This window comes from Paenibacillus kribbensis (genome assembly GCF_002240415.1).
In the GTDB taxonomy this organism is placed as follows: domain Bacteria; phylum Bacillota; class Bacilli; order Paenibacillales; family Paenibacillaceae; genus Paenibacillus; species Paenibacillus kribbensis.
In genome coordinates, this window is sequence record NZ_CP020028.1 from 1,406,824 (window position 1) to 1,425,270 (window position 18,447).

An 18,447-nucleotide genomic window follows, 5' to 3' on the forward strand; every position below is an offset into this window, starting at 1 on the left:
ACACTAAAAAAGCAGTTTTAGGCTTTAAAGCTTAGGCTGCTTTTTTGCATTCGTCGCAACTCTTCGTATCCTATTGTGACAATAATACAAAGTTGCAGAGAAGCTATAGAATGTCTTGACTTTGTTGAAGCAGTTCATTAAAATCATAAAATAATGAAAAATGATTTGATGACGGGACCAAGTACTCCGAACCCACAAGCGCAGAGAGGAATTTCCAGGCTGTAAAAATTCCCTTGATGAGCGGACGAATGACCTCCCCGAGAACAGGCGGCGAACAATTGAGGAGCACCTGCCGAGAGCGCACGGGTAACTGTGCCAAACAGCGGACCATCCTGCATAATAGCCGTACTGCGCGTTGCGGGCGTTATACGTATGAGCGGAGTCAGTGTAAGGCTGACGGGCACTGAGCGTTTTTTACGCGCTGGCTGTCCGGGAAACTCCGGAATGTGGGTGGTACCACGGGTGATTTGTAAACGACAATCCCTCGTCCCTGTTAATTTTAACAGGGCGAGGGATTTTTTTGTTTTTATTAAGAGGGGGGATACGTTAATGGCCTTTCAGAAGCCGACAGGAACGCAGGATTTGCTGCCGGGCAATGTAGAAAGATGGCAGGTTGTCGAGGAAAAAGCCCGTGAAATCAGCCGCCGCTTTAATTACCGCGAAATCCGTACACCGATGTTCGAACAAACAAATTTGTTCGTTCGGGGTGTGGGTGAAACGACGGACGTGGTGGAAAAGGAAATGTACACTTTTGAGGATAAAGGCAAACGCAGCATGACACTGCGTCCGGAGGGGACAGCAGGGGTTGTCCGCTCTTATGTGGAGAATAAGTTGTACGGTGAGCCGGATGTGACCAAGCTGTATTATATTGGACCTATGTTCCGATATGAACGTCCACAGGCTGGACGTCAGCGTCAGTTTCACCAATTTGGCATTGAAGCATTTGGGGCGGTTGATCCGGCGCTGGATGCAGAGGTTATCGCTTTCGGGTACCAGTTCTGCCGTGAGCTGGGTTTGAAAGGGGTAAAGGTGGAGATTAACTCTGTCGGCAATGCAGCCAGCCGTGCGGCCTATCGTCAACATCTGGTCGACTTCCTGTTGCCTATTAAGGATACGTTGACCAAGGAGAGCCAAGCACGGATTGACCGCAATCCGCTGCGGGTGCTGGATAGCAAAGATGATCAGGACAAATTTGGCGGTGCGCCTTCTATTTTGGATAGCCTGGATGAGGAATCCCGCACACACTTTGAGAAAGTAAAGCAAAATCTGGATGCCATGGGCGTGGAATATACAGTCAACCCGCGTTTGGTGCGGGGGCTGGATTATTATACGCTGACAGCGTTCGAATTCAAAGCCGAAGGTATTGGTGCCATTGACACGATCGGTGGAGGTGGGCGTTACAACGGATTGGTTGGAGAACTGGGCGGACCGGATCAGCCGGGTATCGGCTTCGGTATCGGCCTGGAGCGCATTCAGCTGATCCTGGAGCATCAGGGTATCCAACTGAACGAAACCAAGCCGCTGGATGTTTATATGGTGGCATTGGGTGAAGCGGCAGAAACGGAAGTGACCAGACAGCTGTTTAAGCTGCGTCAAGCCGGATTTTCCGCAGAGCGAGATTATCTGGGCCGTAAAATGAAGGCGCAGATGAAATCAGCAGACCGCTTTAAAGCGAGATATACTGCAATTCTGGGTGAGGATGAGCTAGCTCAGGGTGAGATTGCACTGAAAAACATGGAAACTGGCGAGCAGCGTACTGTGAAGCTGGATCAGCTGGTGGAAGAGCTGGGCTAATGAACATGATGTAGCATCAGTCGGGGGGCAGCTTCCTTCGATGGATTCACATAGCATGAACCACTAAAACATAAACAGGAGTGTGTATGATGAAAAGGAGTCATCAATGCGGCGCATTAACCGATGCGCATATCGGAGAAACAGTTACATTGAACGGTTGGGTACAGACCCGTCGTGACTTGGGGGGCGTACTTTTTATCGATCTGCGTGACCGCAGCGGAATTGTACAAATTGTGTTTAACCCGGCATATTCCGGTGACGCACTGCAAATTGCGGACCGTGTTCGTAGTGAATATGTGCTTGAGGTTACCGGTACTGTTGTCAAGCGGGATGCAGAAACGATTAACCCGAACCTGCCTACAGGTGAGATTGAAGTGCGCGTCACTGAAATCGAAGTATTGAATGCATCCAAAACACCTCCATTCTTCATTGAAGATGGCGTAGAAGTAGACGAGTCGCTTCGTTTGAAATACCGTTATCTGGACCTGCGTCGTCCTGAGATGCATCAGACCTTGAAGCTGCGTTCCAAAGCGGCTAAGGTGTTCCGTGACTTCCTGGACGGTGAAGAGTTCATCGAGGTGGAAACACCGATCTTGACGAAAAGCTCGCCGGAGGGCGCGCGTGACTATTTGGTACCTAGCCGGGTGCATGAAGGCGAGTTTTTCGCCTTGCCGCAATCGCCACAACTGTATAAGCAATTGCTGATGGTTGGCGGCCTGGAGCGTTACTACCAAATTGCTCGTTGTTTCCGTGATGAAGACTTGCGTGCTGACCGCCAGCCTGAATTTACGCAGGTCGACATTGAAACCTCCTTTATGCAACAGGATGACCTGCTGCCGATGATGGAGCGTCTTATGGTCAAACTGTTCAAGGAAACAATCGGTGTAGAACTGGAAACACCGTTCCAACGGATTACACATGCAGAGGCAATGGACAAGTACGGCTCTGACAAGCCAGACCTGCGTTTTGGTCTTGAACTGATTAAAGTAAGTGATATCGTGGCAACCAGTGGGGTCAAAGTGTTCGCTTCCGTCATTGAAAAGGGTGGCGAGGTCAAGGTCCTCAATGCCAAAGGATGCGGCACATGGAGCCGTAAGGACATTGATGATCTGGGTCCTTACGCTGCACGCTATGGAGCTAAGGGCTTGGCCTGGATTCAAGTGAAGGAAGGCGAATTCAAGGGGCCTATCGTTAAATTCTTTACACCGGAAGAAATCGAAGCACTGAAGGAGCGCACGGGAGCTGAAGAAGGCGACCTGTTGCTCTTCTCTGCGGATAACAAAAAAGTCGTTGCAGATGTATTGGGTGCGCTTCGTCTGAAAATTGGCCGTCATCTGGGACTGATCGACGACAACACATTCAAATTTGCATGGGTCGTGGACTTCCCGCTTCTTGGCTATGACGAAGAACAAAAACGTTATGTGGCGGAACACCATCCGTTTACTCGTCCGAAGGACGAAGACCTTGCCCTCCTGGACACAGATCCAGGTCAGGTTCGTGCTCAGGCTTATGATATCGTACTGAACGGCTACGAAGTGGGCGGCGGCTCGATGCGGATTTACAAGCGTGAAGTTCAGGAGAAAATGTTCAAAGCACTCAATCTGCCGCCGGAAGAAGTGAAGGATAAATTCGGGTACCTGCTGGATGCGTTCGAATATGGTACACCTCCACATGGTGGCATTGCCTTCGGTTTTGACCGACTTGTGATGCTGCTTGCAGGTCGTACGAACCTGCGTGAAACCATCGCATTCCCGAAAACAGCCAGTGCGACAGACCTGCTGATGGATGCACCATCCGAAGTGGATCATGCCCAATTGGAGCAGCTTCATATTCGTCTTGCTCCGAAGCCTGTTGCGCCTAAAGCCTAAGACCAACGTTGGGCTTAACAAGTGCCATTCATTGACTTGTGAATAGCTTATAAAATGCCATGAACCCGTTACCCTTTTTTGGATAATGGGTTCGTGGTTTGTATGCTAGTGTTTAAGCCTAAAGTTAGAATCAGTAAGGGAGGATATACCACATGCTGCATCAATTTTCACGAACGGAGCTGGCAATTGGCTCTGAGGGTCTGGAAGCTATGAAGAATAGTACGGTAGCCGTGCTGGGTATTGGCGGTGTCGGTTCGATTGCAGTCGAAGCACTGGCCCGGACGGGTATTGGACGTATTATTTTGATTGATAAAGATGTCGTAGACATCACCAACATTAACCGTCAGATTCACGCACTGACAACAACGGTAGGTCAAAAAAAGGCTGATCTGATGGTAGAGCGTGTGAAGCTGATTAACCCTGAATGTGAAGCTATTGCATTGAATATGTTTTACACCGAAGAAACTTATGAAGAGTTGTTTAAATACGATCTGGATTATGTGCTGGATGCCTCGGATACCATTATTTACAAAATTCATTTGATCAAGGAATGTCTAAAACGCGGGATTCCGATGATCTCCAGCATGGGTGCTGCCAACAAAATGGACCCAAGCCGTTTTAAGGTGGTGGATATTTCCCAGACGAGAATGGACCCGATTGCCCGTGTCATTCGGACCAAGCTGCGTAAGGAAGGCATTACCAAAGGCGTCAAGGTCGTCTTCTCCGATGAGGAGCCAATGAAGCCGCGTGAGGACATTACGAAAAAAATCGTACCTGCGAACGCACCGGAAATCCGGAAAGCAAAGCAGCCGCCTGCGAGCAATGCTTTTGTGCCTCCGGTAGCAGGCTTGATCATGGTCGGTGCAGCCGTCAAGGATTTGCTGGAGCGTGCTGGCGTGTAGTCTCAAAGATAGCATGGCTGTATATTTGCAGATTCTGTAGCTGTATGGATTTACTTTAAAGACCTGTAGTTCTGTGCGTCACATTCACCTGTGTCACAGTTAACTGCAGCTCTTTTTGTTTGGAATAACGCAGTTTGCTGCAACCAGATTGGACAACGTGCTGGAGGGTATTGCTATGAAGGATGGACTATGGTCCAGAAGTCTCGGTTTCAAACCCGAGCATCATTGGAAAAAGGAATTGGCCGCTGGCGCCATTTCTTATTTTTCCGTTGTATATATTGTGATGGTCAATGCGACTATTTTGGCAGATGCTGGGATTCCCCTGCAAGGAGCGATGCTCGGAACACTGCTCACGTCCATGATCGGCTGTCTGCTGATGGCTTTTGGTGGCAAATCCCCCATGGTCGTTGTGCCAGGGATGGGAATCAATGCTTTTTTTACTTATACGCTCGTACATTCGATGAAGCTGAGCTGGCAGGAAGCGTTGATGGTAGTAAGCATCACCGGAGTGTTATTCGCCATTGTAGCATTTACATCTTTGTACAAGCTGATTAGCCAGGCAATTCCTTATAATTTGCAGCATGGAATTACGGTAGGCATCGGCTTGTTTTTAACCTTTATTGGATTACAAAAAAGCGGTATCGTGATTGCTCATCAAACGACCTTTGTGGCCATCGGTCATTTTAATGACCCTAAGGTGATCACGGCTTGTGCAACGTTGCTGCTGGCTATTGTGTTGTTTGTCCGTAACGTTCAGGGTGGGCTCTTGATCAGCATTCTGGCAGGAACCGGACTTGCTTACGTACTGGGAGCTGTTGAGCCGACAAGTACAGTGCGAACCTCTGAAACCGTGCAGCAATACGGGCAATTGTTTGGAGCACTGTCCTTTTCGGGTATCGCTTCGGTAGCCTTCTGGATCGCTGTTTTTCTCCTGCTGTTGATTGTACTGTTTGAAAATATTGGTATGATTACTGCACAGACCAACATGATTGGAAGACCGGACACCTTTAAGAATAGTTTGCGTGTATTGGCGGTGACCAATATTTTTGCCGGTATTTTAGGCAGCAGTCCGGCGGTAGCTGCGGCGGAATCGACAGCCGGTATTGCAGCAGGGGGACGTTCGGGAGTGACACCGTTAGTAACTGCTATATTATTCGGGGCTACGTTCTTCTGCATTCCACTGCTGGCTTACATTCCTGATAGTGCCATTGCCCCTGTATTAATCATTATTGGCGGGCTCATGGTGCAAAATGTGCGTGAGATGGATTTTAGTGATTTTACCGAGGCGTTTCCTGCATTTCTGATTATGGTAATGATGCCCTTTACTTACAGCATTGTCGACGGGATGGCCTTTGGTTTTATTGCATACCCGGTAGCCAAGCTGGCAGCAGGACGAGGCAAGGAAGTGCCTGTCGCATTGTATATCATATCTGTACTGTTCGTGGCTAACTTTGTACTTCATTCTCTGGTGTAGTAAACTCGAAGATAGGCTGTACTGTTCATACCCGCGCAGAGCGCGGGTGTTGTTGTTTGGACAAGAATGGTCAGAATGGAAGCGGGGTTGATGGTTTATGGAAAATGAGCATCATGTACAGCAAGATGAACAACAGAGCTGGAAGAAGGAAAAAACGGGTAAAAGACCCGATAAGGCTGGCATGAGCCGATTTATCAAATTAATTGCGAGTGCGCATCCGCCCAAGGCTATTCTCACCATTGCCATGATTCTGACCCTGGTTCAGACGATTGCCGGTTTAATTGTACCGCTGATGACCAAGGGACTAATCGATGGTTTGACCTTTTCTTCACTGAATCGTATGGTCATTTTTGGTTTGCTTGGCGCGTTTGTGCTTCAAGCTGTGGCTTCGGCGGTTTCAATTTATATGCTGAACTATGCCGGACACAAAATTGTGGCTAATCTGCGCAAACGCTTATGGCATAAAATTTTGTCTCTCCCCATCCCGTACTTTGATCGGAATCGGTCAGGAGATACGATGAGTCGTGTCACCAATGATACTAGCCTGATTATGAACCTCATTACAGAGTATCTTGTCAACCTGATTTCTAATGTGATTGCAATTATTGGCGGTATTGCGTTGTTATTTTATCTGGATTGGGTTATGACACTCATTATTATGACTATTGTTCCGCTAACAGCTCTTATTTTGTTTCCCGTAGGACGGAAAATGTACAGCATCTCCAAAAAGCAGCAGGATGAGATGGCAGATCTGACCTCAGTACTGACCCAGGTTATCGGTGAAATCAGGCTAGTGAAGGCTTACGGAACAGAAAGCCGAGAAGCAAAGGCCGGAGAGGATCGTATCTACCGGATGTTCCGCTTTGGTCTACAGGAATCCCGTATTTTGGCTCTTGTAGGACCCATCTCTACCTTCTTGCTGACCGCAGTGCTGGTCATTATTTTGGGTGTAGGTGGTGTACGGGTGGCATCAGGCGTGCTGACAGCCGGGGATTTAGTGGCTTTTATTTTACTGCTGTTTCAAGTGATTACACCTATGGCACAGTTTACAACCTTGTATTCTCGTTTGCAAAAGGTGGTTGGAGCTACTGAACGGATTCAGACGATTTTAGATCATGAAGAGGAGCCGCTTGAATTGAAGCAGGAAGCAGCAAAAGAGAGCAGGGATATTGTACTGCGTGATGTTGCTTTTTCCTATACCGAAGGTGAAGAGGTTCTTCATAAGGCGAGTTTGGTCATTCCAGCTAACCGCACGACAGCATTCGTAGGTCCGAGTGGAAGTGGCAAATCGACTCTGTTTTCATTGCTGGAGCGCTTTTATGTGCCAGATACCGGGGAAATCTGTTATGGAGATGAGCCGATATCATCATATACGCTATCCTCCTGGCGTTCCAAAATCGGTTATGTGTCACAGGAAAGCTCCATGATGACTGGAACAGTCAGAGATAATATCACGTATGGCTTGGGACGGGAAGCTGATTTGGAAGAGGTAAGACAAGCAGCCAAGATGGCATATGCAGATACGTTTATTATGGATTTGCCTCAAGGCTATGATACTGAGGTAGGGGAACGGGGGATGAAGCTGTCCGGCGGGCAGCGCCAACGGATTGCCATTGCGCGTGCGCTTCTTCGCAGCCCGGACATTCTCATGCTGGATGAGGCTACCTCCAGTTTGGACAGCTCATCCGAGCATGAGGTACAGAAGGCGCTGGCGAACCTGATGGAAGGACGAACGACGATTGTCATCGCTCACCGTTTGTCAACGGTCGTTCACTCCGATCAGATTATCGTGTTGGACAAGGGCAAGGTGACGGGTGCAGGAACTCATGCCGAGTTAATAGAGTCCCATCAGGTATATCGCGAGCTGGCTCAAAAGCAGTTTGTGGAGATGGGGGAGGGGAGTATGGAGCATTAGAGACCGCTTTGCGTGTGATTTGATCCTCCGATCGCTGTTGCCGCTGAATTCCTCTGATTGTAATGAGAACAAGGGGGGGGAATTCAGCGGCAAAGGCGAACGCTCCGCTTCTCCGGATTCAAATCACCCGCTTCGCTGATGCCGCAAAGGTCCATACTTTGATGGAAGGGCAGGGAAGGTCAAGGACAAAGTTCAAGGACAGAGTTCAAGGACATAAGAGCAGGGACAAAGAAATAATGTGAATGAAGCTATGTAGAGTGAGCTTTGGGTTTTTAGAGGATTAGTGTGATCTATCCGAAATTGATTTTTCCAAAATCTTGACGAAAAGGTTTTATAAAGATATTCAACAAGGAATCAGGGAGTTTTTTGAAACTGTATGACATACAACATATAGAGTTGGCTAAAATGATGCTAAACTAAAATATGACATTTTCGCAAGCACGCTGTATCGAGGGATAGAAAGGAATGGGGTCAAGAATGAGCAAACCGAGAGTATTGGTCGTTGATGATGAAAACGCTATCAGAAAATTGATTAAAACGGTTCTTGAAGCCGATGGAATGGTTGTGTTACAGGCTGAAAACGGCATGGAAGCCATGCGGATGATTAGCGAGGAGCCATTCGATCTCGTCCTCCTGGACATTATGATGGAAAATGTTGATGGCTATGATGTGCTTGGTCAAACACGTAATATGGGCATCCATACGCCAATCATTTTTCTGAGCGGGAAAAAAGAAGACACAGATCAGATCATTGGACTTGGACTTGGGGCAGATGCCTATGTTACCAAGCCATTTAGTCCTCCTGTGCTTTGTGCTCAGGTAAAGAACCAGATTAAAAGATATCGCCAGCTTCAGGAATCAACACAACAAGCCTCACGTATTGCGTTGGGACCATTTCTATTCAATCATCATACCTATACGTTTCAAAAAAATAATCAGGAAATCGCGCTGTCATCAAAAGAATTACAACTCATGAAATTTTTTATGGAGCACCCCAATCAGGTCTTCTCGAAAGAACAGCTATATCAAAACATCTGGAAAGATACGGTTGTCGATAATAATACGATTATGGTCTATATCAGACACCTGCGGACCAAAATTGAGGAAAATCCCACAAATCCGAAATATATCAAAACCGTCTGGGGAATCGGGTATCGTTTTTCCGTTGAAAGATAGATTAGCTATACATGATCCAATTACATACGTTCTCTTGAAAGCGCGCCGATGGACCCGGGGGGCTTTTTTTCTATGGCTGATTATTTCTCTATCCAACGAACACATTCTCCGCTGCGGTGAATTTGTCGTACTCGTCGAGATTCTTTAGCCTGCCTCAAACATGTTGAAAACGCTGACATATTTTTGTCACATGGTTCTTAAAAACATTTAAGGATTAGTCAGAATACTTTAAGATTTGCTTTTTACAATTTAGTTATCTCGAATCATCCAATGAAAACGTTTTACTACAAAGTCTTGTAAACACCTGGGCTAGCGATTGATTCGAGGTAAAACGCAGATTGATCATCTAGGAGGCGATCAAGTGGTCACTAATAATCTACAAGAAGCCGCAGAGCTTAAGCTACAGCCACGAACAGAGTCCAAATGGAAAAAGGTGTTGAATTACAAGATTGGAGGGGTCATTCCTGTAGGCCTGTATATCCCGTTTATGGCTGTTGTCTACTTGCTGATGAACTCCGGAAAGCTCGATAGTGATATGCCTGGGGCTGTATCTGTCATGGTATTGTATGGTTTTATTCTGGCGGAGATTGGAAAGCGCATTCCTATTCTGAAGGATATCGGCGGCGCTGCAATTATGGCAACGTTTGTTCCTTCTTACATGGTGTATGCTCATCTTCTCCCGCAGTCAGCCATTGATTCCGTTACTGACTTTATGGATAACACCAATTTCCTGTATGTGTACATCGCAATTGTTATCGCTGGCAGTATCCTTGGTATGAACCGGGAACTGATGATAAAAGCGGTCGTTCGATTGGCTGTCCCTTTGACGGTCGGCTCCATTCTCGGAACAGGCGTCGGTTTGCTTACAGGTGTGGCTTTGGGAATCCCTGCGTATGATACCTTGTTTTACATTCTTGTTCCTATCATGGCGGGAGGCGTTGGTGAAGGTGCGATTCCACTCTCTATCGGCTACAGCCAAATTTTAGGTTCGACCCAGGGTGAACAATTTGCCATGGTTATTCCTGCGGTCATGTTGGGTAGCTTGTGTGCTATTATTCTGTCCGGCTTGTTGAAGAAACTGGGGGATAAAAAACCGGAACTTACCGGCAATGGCACGCTGCTCAAAACAGGAGATAGCGATGTTTTGGGACTTGCAGAGGATAAAAACAAAAAGCCGCTTGATCTTTACCAAATGGCTGCCGGAGCCATTTTAGCTATCGGATTCTTCATGTTAGGCACCTTAGCCGCTGAGTTTGTTGGTCTGCCTGGTCCGATCGTCATGCTCTTTGCGGCATTCCTGGCCAAATATTTTGGTTGGTTGCCAAAATTCCTTGAAGACGGGGCGCAACAGATGCAACGTTTCTTTGTTATCGCCGTAACGTATCCGCTCCTGCTTGCGGTAGGTGTTGCTAAAACACCATGGGAGGCACTGATTTCTGTCATTAGCCCTGCTTATTTCATCACCATTTTTGTAACTGTATTAACCGTGGTAGTGAGTGGATATTTTGCTGGTAAGTGGATGAAAATGTATCCGGTTGAAGCTGCGATTATTACTTCTACTCGATGCAGCCAGGGTGGAACAGGGGATGTGGCGATTCTTTCTGCAGCCGATAGAATGGTACTCATGCCATTTGCCCAGGTATCCACACGTCTCGGTGGTGCAGCAACGGTAACACTTGCTATTTTCCTGCTGCGATACCTTACACACTAAGGTAGTGAAATCTTAAAAAAAATTAATAATTTGACAGGATACTTTAAGATCTTGTCATTACAATGAAGTTGTCTTGAGACACCATTTAGTAGACGAACATGAATAACTGATATACTCGGAAGCGAACTAGCCCTAGCGCTAGGGACTGATAGGCTACTAGCACGATGGAGATGACAAAAACAGGATGAGATTTCAACGAGAGATACCATTTCATTATCGAAGCCATTTTTCATTCATCACGATGCTAGCGCTTCCGATTTCTTTTCTAGTTCTGCTGTGGATGGCCTACGGCTCGTATATGGACGGAGAACGTACCGTAATTGAACAGCAGCAGCAGCAATTGCTAACGATTGCCAAGTTAAACAGCACATCTATTGAATCCTTTTTCGATGAACAAATGCATACGCTGCAAATATTGGCAGGCAACCGGCAGATATCGCTCGCCATAGCCAATAAGAATGAAACTGTGATTGACGAAAGCCTATCTGCTTATTATACCGCCAAAAAAGATAGCATCTATCGGATTAGCCAGGTGAACCTGGAAGGGAGAGTGGTACACACTTTTCCCAAGCGAAATCGTACGGATGCGATGAAAGCCTATGAATTAATCAAGGATGATATACAAAGGGTGCTGCGAGAAAAAAAACCGTTCATCGCAAGTGCCAAGCTGGAGAAGCAAGGCCATTATATTGTGCATCTGTTTCAGCCTGTTTATCTCGATGGGAAATTTCAAGGTGCGCTTATCAGTGTGGTAAATCTAAACGCTGTGTATGAGGAGCTGTTGAAGCCGATTCGCGTGGGGACCAAGGGTTATATCCATGTCAAGGATCAGCAAGGCTACTATCTCATGCACCCGAGCGAAGAAAATATCGGGTTATCGCTATCGGCGATGAAGGCCAAATACCCGGGGCTTGATTATCGCGACCTGGAGAAACTGTTCAAAATGCAGCTTACCCAGGAACAAGGCTCAGCTTTCTACCATTCGTACTGGTGGGGTGACGAATCCTATACCAAGACGAAAAAGATCGAGGCATTTTCCCGTGTTCATCTCGGTGACTCGTTTTGGGTGGTTGCCGCCGCCATGAACTACGATGATGTGAGAGAACCGATTGCACAAAATCGGATTAAAACGATTGAGATTTTTTCAATGATTGTCCTGACGTTGGCTTGTGCCGTTTATATCATCATGAGGACGAAAAAAAATAAAGAGGCTTTAGAATACGAGACGAGGTATTTGCGGGAGCTGAATAACAAAAACGAGCTGCTCCGAAAAAAGGATCTACAATTGCAGCACTCGCAGAAGCTGCAGCTGATCGGCACGCTATCAGGGGAAATTGCCCATGATTTCAATAATTTTCTGACGCCCATCAGAGGCTATGCAGAAATCATGCTTAGCAGTATAGATCCTACTGAAGAAATTTATGATTATGTCAGTGAGATTTATGATGCTTCCGAGAAAGCAAGAGTGATCATCGAGGAAATCCTGCTATTGAGCCGGCTGGAGAGTGGGAAGGTCAAGAAAAACGCTCCGGTCAAAGTTGAAGAGCAGGTCGAAGAGGCACTGGGACTCATCAAATCCTTCCTCTCGCCCAAAGTGAGTGCTGTGTTCAACAAACGGGTAGATTCAGCCGTTATTTTTGCAAATAAAGTACAGATTCATCAAGTCATTATGAACCTGTGCAACAATGCCTATCAAGCAATGAAAACAGCCGGTGGCGAACTAAAAATCATATTGGATGCCATTCCCTTGCAAGAGGTAAAAAAAATCCGCGAGAACGTCTTGGAAGTCAGCGATTACGTTACTTTATCTGTCTCGGATACGGGTAGAGGGATGAGTGACGACACCTTGCAGAAAATCTTTGATCCTTTTTTCACAACCAAACCGGCAGGAGAGGGTACGGGGCTTGGATTGTATATCGTCCAGAGCATTCTCGAAAAACATCAAGGATTTATTACCGTAGATTCGGAGCTGGGCAGGGGTAGTGTGTTTACGGTGTATCTGCCGAAAACGGAGTTTGTAGCAAAAGAGACAGAGATCAATATGAACCCTGTGTTTACGGAACAAAAGCGCATTCTTTTGGTCGATGATAAACAGCGCGTATTGAAAGCGATGAGAAGAGGACTGGAAGCGTATAGTTTCCATGTTGAGACAGAATCAGACAGTGTGGAAGCATTGCAGCGGTTTGAAAAGTCTCCAAACCATTACGATCTGGTCATTACGGATCAGGCAATGCCTTATCTGACGGGTACAGAATTGGCTGAACGTATCAAGGTAATCAACCCAAGTATGAAGATCATCCTGATTACTGGTTATGTCGAGGATCACGTGGTGGCATACAAGGAGAGATTGATCATTGATGAATACATGTGTAAGCCTGTAGCAGGTTCAGATATGGCACAAATGATTTATAAGGTTCTGCAATCCTGAAGATGGTGAGTATTTACCATCCAATTGGCAAAAGAGGTGTAGACATTGATTATTCAGCAAGCAGGCATGGCCGGTACACTGGAATCAAGCGATATTACGATTTCCATCGAGCCGAACGGGACGAAAGGCATTGAAATCGAGTTGAAAAGTACCGTAGAGAACCAGTTCGGGAACCAGATTCGCAAAGTGATTCTCGAAACATTACAAGGAATGGGCATTGAACATGCATATGTCCGCGCAAATGATAAAGGCGCACTGGATTGCGCCATTAAGGCTAGAGTAATGACAGCCGTAAGCAGAGTGGTCGAGGGCGACTGCCGACCATGGGAGGCGGAATAGATGCAGAAACTGAGAAGGACCATGTTGTATGTTCCAGGGAATAACCCAGGGATGATCCGGGACGCCCATATTTATGGGGCAGATTCGATTATGATCGACCTTGAGGATTCCGTTTCCCTATACGAAAAAGATGCGGCACGTTTGCTGGTTTACCAGGCTTTGAAAACCTTTGATTTCGGGGGAACCGAGGTGCTGGTCAGGGTAAATCCACTCAATACGCCGTATGGCAGAGACGATTTTGAAGCGATTGTACGAGCGAAGCCAACTGCCATTCGATTGCCGAAAACGGAGACCGCCGATGACGTGATTGAGGCGGATGAATTGATTACCGAAATTGAACAAAAGATCGGCATGGAGCATGGGACAATCAAGCTTTTTGCAGCGGTTGAGAGTGGCAAGGGCGCATTGAATGCGGCGCAAATTGCAGTTGCCAGCAAGCGGCTGATCGGCATCGCCATCGGAGCGGAGGATTTTGTCACAGACCTGAAGACAACGCGCTCGCCAGAAGGGATTGAGCTATTGACAGCACGAAGCCTTATATTATTTGCGGCAAGAGCTGCTGGCATTGCTGCTGTCGATACAGTCTACTCGGATGTAAATAATGAAGAAGGCTTTGCGAGCGAGGTGGAGCTGATCAAACAGCTAGGCTTTGATGGCAAATCCATTATTAACCCACGTCAGATCGAGATTGTAAACCGCATTTATACGCCAACAGAAGCAGAGATCCAAAAATCAAAGCGGATCATAGAGGCCAGTCTCGAAGCGGAGGCCAAAGGCTCAGGTGTGATCAGTCTCGACGGTAAAATGATTGACCGTCCGATTGTAGAACGTGCGTGTAGAATACTTGACCTGGCGGAAGCGGCAAAAATAAACGTAGAGTAAGGTGAATGTTATGCTAAACGGTGCTGGGAGAGAAATTCCTCTGGCTATTGAGGGACTTGATGCGATATCTCCCTTTGATCGCAAATCGACTTACGGGCAATTTAAAAATACAGAGCGGTTAAAAGACCGCCAGCAAAATCCTGCCAAAAACAAAATTATGGATTCGATAGAGAAAGCCATTGAAGCTACAGGCCTGCGTAATGGGATGACGATCTCGTTCCACCACCATTTCCGCAACGGGGACTTTATTTTGAATATGGTTATGGATAAAATCGCCAAAATGGGTATTCGTGATCTTGTCCTGGCAGCCAGCTCCTTGACGGATATTCATGCGCCGTTGGTAGAGCATGTGCGAAACGGTGTCATCCGCAGAATCGAGACCAGTGGCCTTAGAGGCGAGCTGGCTCAGGCATATTCCTACGGATGGTTTGATATTCCGGTGACAATCAACTCTCACGGTGGTCGCGCAAGAGCGATTGCATCAGGGGAATGCCCGATTGACGTAGCCTTTTTGGGCGCTCCTTCCTGCGATGCATACGGCAATGCAAACGGAATTTCCAGCGTAAACGAAGCTCCATCGGCATGCGGCTCCCTGGGTTATGCCATGGTAGATGCACAGTATGCGCGCAATGTTGTGATGATCACTGACCATTTGGTCTCCTATCCGAACACTCCATTCGCCATTCCTGAAACCCAGGTGGATTATGTGGTCGTCGTGGATCGCATCGGTGATCAGAAGGGGATTGTCTCAGGAGCTACCCGTTACACGAAGAATCCGAAGGAACTGTTAATTGCCAAAAACGCGGCAGATGTGATTGAAGCATCCGGATATTTCGTGGATGGATTCTCATTACAAACCGGCTCCGGAGGTGCTGCGCTTGCAACGACCAGATTTCTGCGGGAAAAAATGCTTGCCGCCAATATCAAAGCAAGCTTTGCGCTGGGTGGTATTACCCAACAAATCGTTGACCTGCATGAAGAAGGATTGATAGAAAAGCTTTTGGACGTGCAGAGCTTCGATCTGCGGGCCGTAGAATCGCTGAGAAAGAACAAATTCCATCAACAAATTAGTGCGGAATATTATGCAAGCCCTGAAAATATAGGCTGCGCTGCTCACCAACTGGATGTTGTTGTACTGAGTGCGCTGGAGATTGATCTGAATTTTAATGTGAACGTAATTACCGGGTCCGATGGGGTCATCCGTGGAGCTTCCGGTGGACATTGCGACACTGCCGCAGGCGCTGCAGTATCCATCATCGTCGCTCCGCTGATTCGCGGAAGAATGCCTGCCATTCTTGATCGTGTAAATACCATTATCACACCAGGTCATACGGTTGACGTACTGGTTACCGATCAGGGCATCGCTGTGAACCCTCTCCGCCAAGATCTCCTGGCTAGCTTCAAAGCCGCCAGGCTCCCTGTCTTCACGATCGAAGAGCTGCAAGAGAAGGCTACGCGGATTGTCGGCAAACCAGAGCCGATTCAATGGGAAGATAAAATTGTGGGTGTTATCAAATATCGTGATGGTTCCGTAATTGATGTCATTCGTCAAGTGAAACAAGGACGCTAAAATTATAAACCCAAAGGAGGAAGTATTGAGCAGCTGCTCAGTACAAACAAACTTATGAGTATAAAAGAAGCCGCTTTACAGGCACATCGCGTAAGAAACGGTAAGCTGGAGATTGCAGGGACAGTACCGGTCGTAAGTAAAGAGGATTTGGCGATAGCTTATACACCTGGCGTTGCCGAGCCATGCAAGGAAATCGCCAAAGATAAGAGCAAAGCCTATGAATACACGATTAAAGGGAGCACCGTGGCGATTCTGACGAATGGGACAGCCGTGCTGGGTCTGGGGGATATTGGCCCTGAGGCAGGACTGCCTGTCATTGAGGGCAAGGCCCTGTTGCTCAAAGAATTTGGCGGGGTGAATGCGTACCCTATCTGTATCGACAGCATTGATCCAGACGAGTTTGTGCGCACGGTTGAAGTGATTGCCCCAGGTTTTGGAGGCATTCATCTTGAAGACATCAAGGCGCCAGAATGCTTCTATATTGAAGACAAATTAAAAGAAAAACTGAACATTCCGGTTTATCATGATGATCAGCATGGAACGGCAGTTGCTGTGCTTGCAGGGTTATGTAATGCCTTGAAACTTGTGGGCAAACAAATGGAGGATGTGCGCATCCTCATCAATGGAGCAGGAGCTTCGGGTATTGCCACCGCCAAGCTATTGCTTGCTGCAGGAGCGAAGCATATGGTTCTCTGCGATATGAATGGTGCCTTGGTCGAAGGCGACACCTTTCTCAATGAACCTCAGCAGCAAATCGCCAAGCTGACGAATCGTGATAAAGAAACAGGCAGCCTTGCAGAAGTTATCCAAGGCAAGGACATCTTTATCGGCTTATCGGTTGCAGATGTGCTGACAAAAGAAATGGTGCAAACCATGAGTAATGAAAGCATCATTTTTGCCCTTGCCAATCCAATTCCAGAAATTTTGCCGGAGGAAGCACACCAAGGCGGAGCAAGAATTGTTGCGACCGGCAGATCGGATTTTCACAACCAAATCAATAACCTGCTGGCATTCCCCGGTATTTTCAGAGGCGCGTTTGATGCCAAAGCTACGGACATCACGATGGAAATGAAATTAGCGGCAGCCAGAAGCATCGCGGATCTGGTAACAGACGAGGAGCTTGATGATACCTATATCGTTCCAGATGCGATTGACAAAAGAGTAAGTGCAGCAGTTAGTAAAGCAGTAAAAATCGTCGCAGAACAAAGCGGTGTTGTAAGAAAATAAAGACATTGTCTTTTCAGAACAAATAAACAGGATGCGCATCCTATCCTTTCGCTTGCAGAGTGTGGGATGCGTCATTCTGTTTATTATGACTTCCATGCAGAAAAACGGTGATTATGATGGCTATGTGGATGGAACATTTGCGTGAAGAGATTTTAAATCCAACCTCTGAAGACGCTCAAAGAAAGCTTCGCGATTTTCTCAAGCGCCAAGGTCTTGGAATGGACCATCAAATTGAATATACGATGGAAATTGTAGATGGCAGCGACATTGCCGCTACAGGTTCCTTTTCAGGCAGTGTACTGAAGTGCATTGCTGTGGATGAAGCTTATAAAGACCAGGGGCTATCGGCACAAATCGTTAGCCATTTAGTAAATGAAGAATACAGGCGGGGAAGGGCTCACCTGTTTATTTATACAAAACCAGCAAATAAACAAATTTTCAAGGATCTCGGCTTTTATCCAATCGTGGAGGAATCCTCCAAGGCTGTCTTGTTGGAAAACCGATGGGATGGTGTGCGGCAGTATCAGCAGGAACTTTTGCAGGAATCGGGCGATCTTGTACCTTCGGCTGCGATTGTCATGAACTGTAATCCATTCACACTTGGACATCTGCACTTAATTGAGCATGCAGCGGCGGTTTGGGAAAAGGTACATCTTTTTGTAGTCTGGGAGGACCGATCCATTTTTCCATCAGATCTCAGATACAGACTAGTGAAAGAAGGTGTGAGACATTTGGCCAATGTGGTCTTGCACAAAGGCAAAGACTATATCATCTCCAGCGCAACGTTTCCTTCTTACTTCCTCAAAAATGATGAAGAGGCAGCAAGTACGCATATATCACTAGATTTAAAAATATTTAGCCAGTATATAGCTCCGTTGCTAAATATTCAAAAACGGTATATCGGTCAGGAGCCAAGCTGTGTCTTGACCCGCAGGTACAACACGATCATGAAAAAAATGCTGCCTTCCGTTGGAATTGACGTAGAGGAAATACCGCGACTGCGATGGGAAGGAGACGCAATCAGCGCCTCTGCAGTCCGCCAATATATCCGTTTGGGTCAAATGGATAAAGTGAAGCAGCTTGTACCGGACACGACCTATCAGTTTTTATTGTCAGTGGAAGCTGAAGAAATCATCAGGCGTATCAGGGAGATGTCATAAC

13 protein-coding genes are annotated in these 18,447 nt (G+C 46.9%); all 13 read left to right on the top strand.

Translation table 11 applies throughout. The annotated features are described in order from the left end of the window. The first annotated feature begins 549 nt into the window (after positions 1–549). The 13 genes from hisS (at position 550) to citC (ending at position 18,446) form a co-directional block, all read left to right on the top strand. On the top strand, positions 550–1,794 hold the full coding sequence (hisS, locus tag B4V02_RS06340) for a histidine--tRNA ligase (protein ID WP_007431656.1): 1,245 nt from the start codon (positions 550–552) through the stop codon (positions 1,792–1,794). An 89-nt stretch (positions 1,795–1,883) separates the two neighbouring features. Next, on the top strand, positions 1,884–3,662 hold the full coding sequence (gene aspS, locus B4V02_RS06345; RefSeq protein WP_094154144.1) for an aspartate--tRNA ligase: 1,779 nt from the start codon (positions 1,884–1,886) through the stop codon (positions 3,660–3,662). 152 nt (positions 3,663–3,814) lie between these two features. Then, positions 3,815–4,564 carry a tRNA threonylcarbamoyladenosine dehydratase gene (locus tag B4V02_RS06350; protein WP_007431654.1) on the top strand — a complete coding sequence of 250 codons (750 nt, stop codon included), beginning with the start codon at positions 3,815–3,817 and terminating at the stop codon, positions 4,562–4,564. A 175-nt stretch (positions 4,565–4,739) separates the two neighbouring features. Then, positions 4,740–6,038 (top strand): NCS2 family permease, encoded by a 1,299-nt coding sequence (locus B4V02_RS06355; protein WP_094154145.1) that lies wholly within the window; start codon positions 4,740–4,742, stop codon positions 6,036–6,038. Between the two features lie 97 nt (positions 6,039–6,135). Beyond that, positions 6,136–7,953: an ABC transporter ATP-binding protein gene (locus B4V02_RS06360; RefSeq protein WP_094154146.1), complete on the top strand. Its 1,818-nt coding sequence runs from the start codon at positions 6,136–6,138 to the stop codon at positions 7,951–7,953. A gap of 477 nt (positions 7,954–8,430) precedes the next feature. After that, positions 8,431–9,129: a response regulator transcription factor gene (locus B4V02_RS06365; protein ID WP_094154147.1), complete on the top strand. Its 699-nt coding sequence runs from the start codon at positions 8,431–8,433 to the stop codon at positions 9,127–9,129. A gap of 361 nt (positions 9,130–9,490) precedes the next feature. Then, entirely contained in the window at positions 9,491–10,840 is a 1,350-nt protein-coding gene (locus B4V02_RS06370) for a 2-hydroxycarboxylate transporter family protein (RefSeq protein WP_094154148.1), read from the top strand. 184 nt (positions 10,841–11,024) lie between these two features. Continuing rightward, complete coding sequence (locus tag B4V02_RS06375) at positions 11,025–13,268, top strand: sensor histidine kinase (RefSeq protein WP_094154149.1); 2,244 nt, start codon at positions 11,025–11,027, stop codon at positions 13,266–13,268. A gap of 45 nt (positions 13,269–13,313) precedes the next feature. Beyond that, positions 13,314–13,607 (top strand): citrate lyase acyl carrier protein, encoded by a 294-nt coding sequence (citD, locus tag B4V02_RS06380; protein ID WP_094154150.1) that lies wholly within the window; start codon positions 13,314–13,316, stop codon positions 13,605–13,607. Beyond that, positions 13,608–14,489: a citrate (pro-3S)-lyase subunit beta gene (citE, locus tag B4V02_RS06385; protein WP_094154151.1), complete on the top strand. Its 882-nt coding sequence runs from the start codon at positions 13,608–13,610 to the stop codon at positions 14,487–14,489. It begins immediately after the preceding gene. A gap of 10 nt (positions 14,490–14,499) precedes the next feature. Beyond that, complete coding sequence (gene citF / locus B4V02_RS06390; protein ID WP_094154152.1) at positions 14,500–16,059, top strand: citrate lyase subunit alpha; 1,560 nt, start codon at positions 14,500–14,502, stop codon at positions 16,057–16,059. Positions 16,060–16,113: 54 nt separating this feature from the next. Continuing rightward, positions 16,114–17,286: an NAD(P)-dependent malic enzyme gene (locus B4V02_RS06395; RefSeq protein ID WP_094154153.1), complete on the top strand. Its 1,173-nt coding sequence runs from the start codon at positions 16,114–16,116 to the stop codon at positions 17,284–17,286. 113 nt (positions 17,287–17,399) lie between these two features. Continuing rightward, positions 17,400–18,446, top strand: a complete 1,047-nt coding sequence (gene citC, locus B4V02_RS06400) for a [citrate (pro-3S)-lyase] ligase (RefSeq protein WP_094154154.1) — start codon at positions 17,400–17,402, stop codon at positions 18,444–18,446. Position 18,447 lies beyond the last annotated feature (1 nt).

Bases quoted from the DNA above. Each gene is read 5' to 3' on its own strand.
- B4V02_RS06375 (WP_094154149.1), top strand. From the start codon at position 11,025: ATGAGATTTCAACGAGAGATACCATTTCATTATCGAAGCCATTTTTCA.
- citE (WP_094154151.1), top strand. From the start codon at position 13,608: ATGCAGAAACTGAGAAGGACCATGTTGTATGTTCCAGGGAATAACCCA.
- aspS (WP_094154144.1), top strand. From the start codon at position 1,884: ATGAAAAGGAGTCATCAATGCGGCGCATTAACCGATGCGCATATCGGA.
- B4V02_RS06360 (WP_094154146.1), top strand. From the start codon at position 6,136: ATGGAAAATGAGCATCATGTACAGCAAGATGAACAACAGAGCTGGAAG.
- B4V02_RS06365 (WP_094154147.1), top strand. From the start codon at position 8,431: ATGAGCAAACCGAGAGTATTGGTCGTTGATGATGAAAACGCTATCAGA.
- hisS (WP_007431656.1), top strand. From the start codon at position 550: ATGGCCTTTCAGAAGCCGACAGGAACGCAGGATTTGCTGCCGGGCAAT.
- B4V02_RS06350 (WP_007431654.1), top strand. From the start codon at position 3,815: ATGCTGCATCAATTTTCACGAACGGAGCTGGCAATTGGCTCTGAGGGT.
- B4V02_RS06355 (WP_094154145.1), top strand. From the start codon at position 4,740: ATGAAGGATGGACTATGGTCCAGAAGTCTCGGTTTCAAACCCGAGCAT.
- B4V02_RS06395 (WP_094154153.1), top strand. From the start codon at position 16,114: ATGAGTATAAAAGAAGCCGCTTTACAGGCACATCGCGTAAGAAACGGT.
- citF (WP_094154152.1), top strand. From the start codon at position 14,500: ATGCTAAACGGTGCTGGGAGAGAAATTCCTCTGGCTATTGAGGGACTT.
- citC (WP_094154154.1), top strand. From the start codon at position 17,400: ATGATGGCTATGTGGATGGAACATTTGCGTGAAGAGATTTTAAATCCA.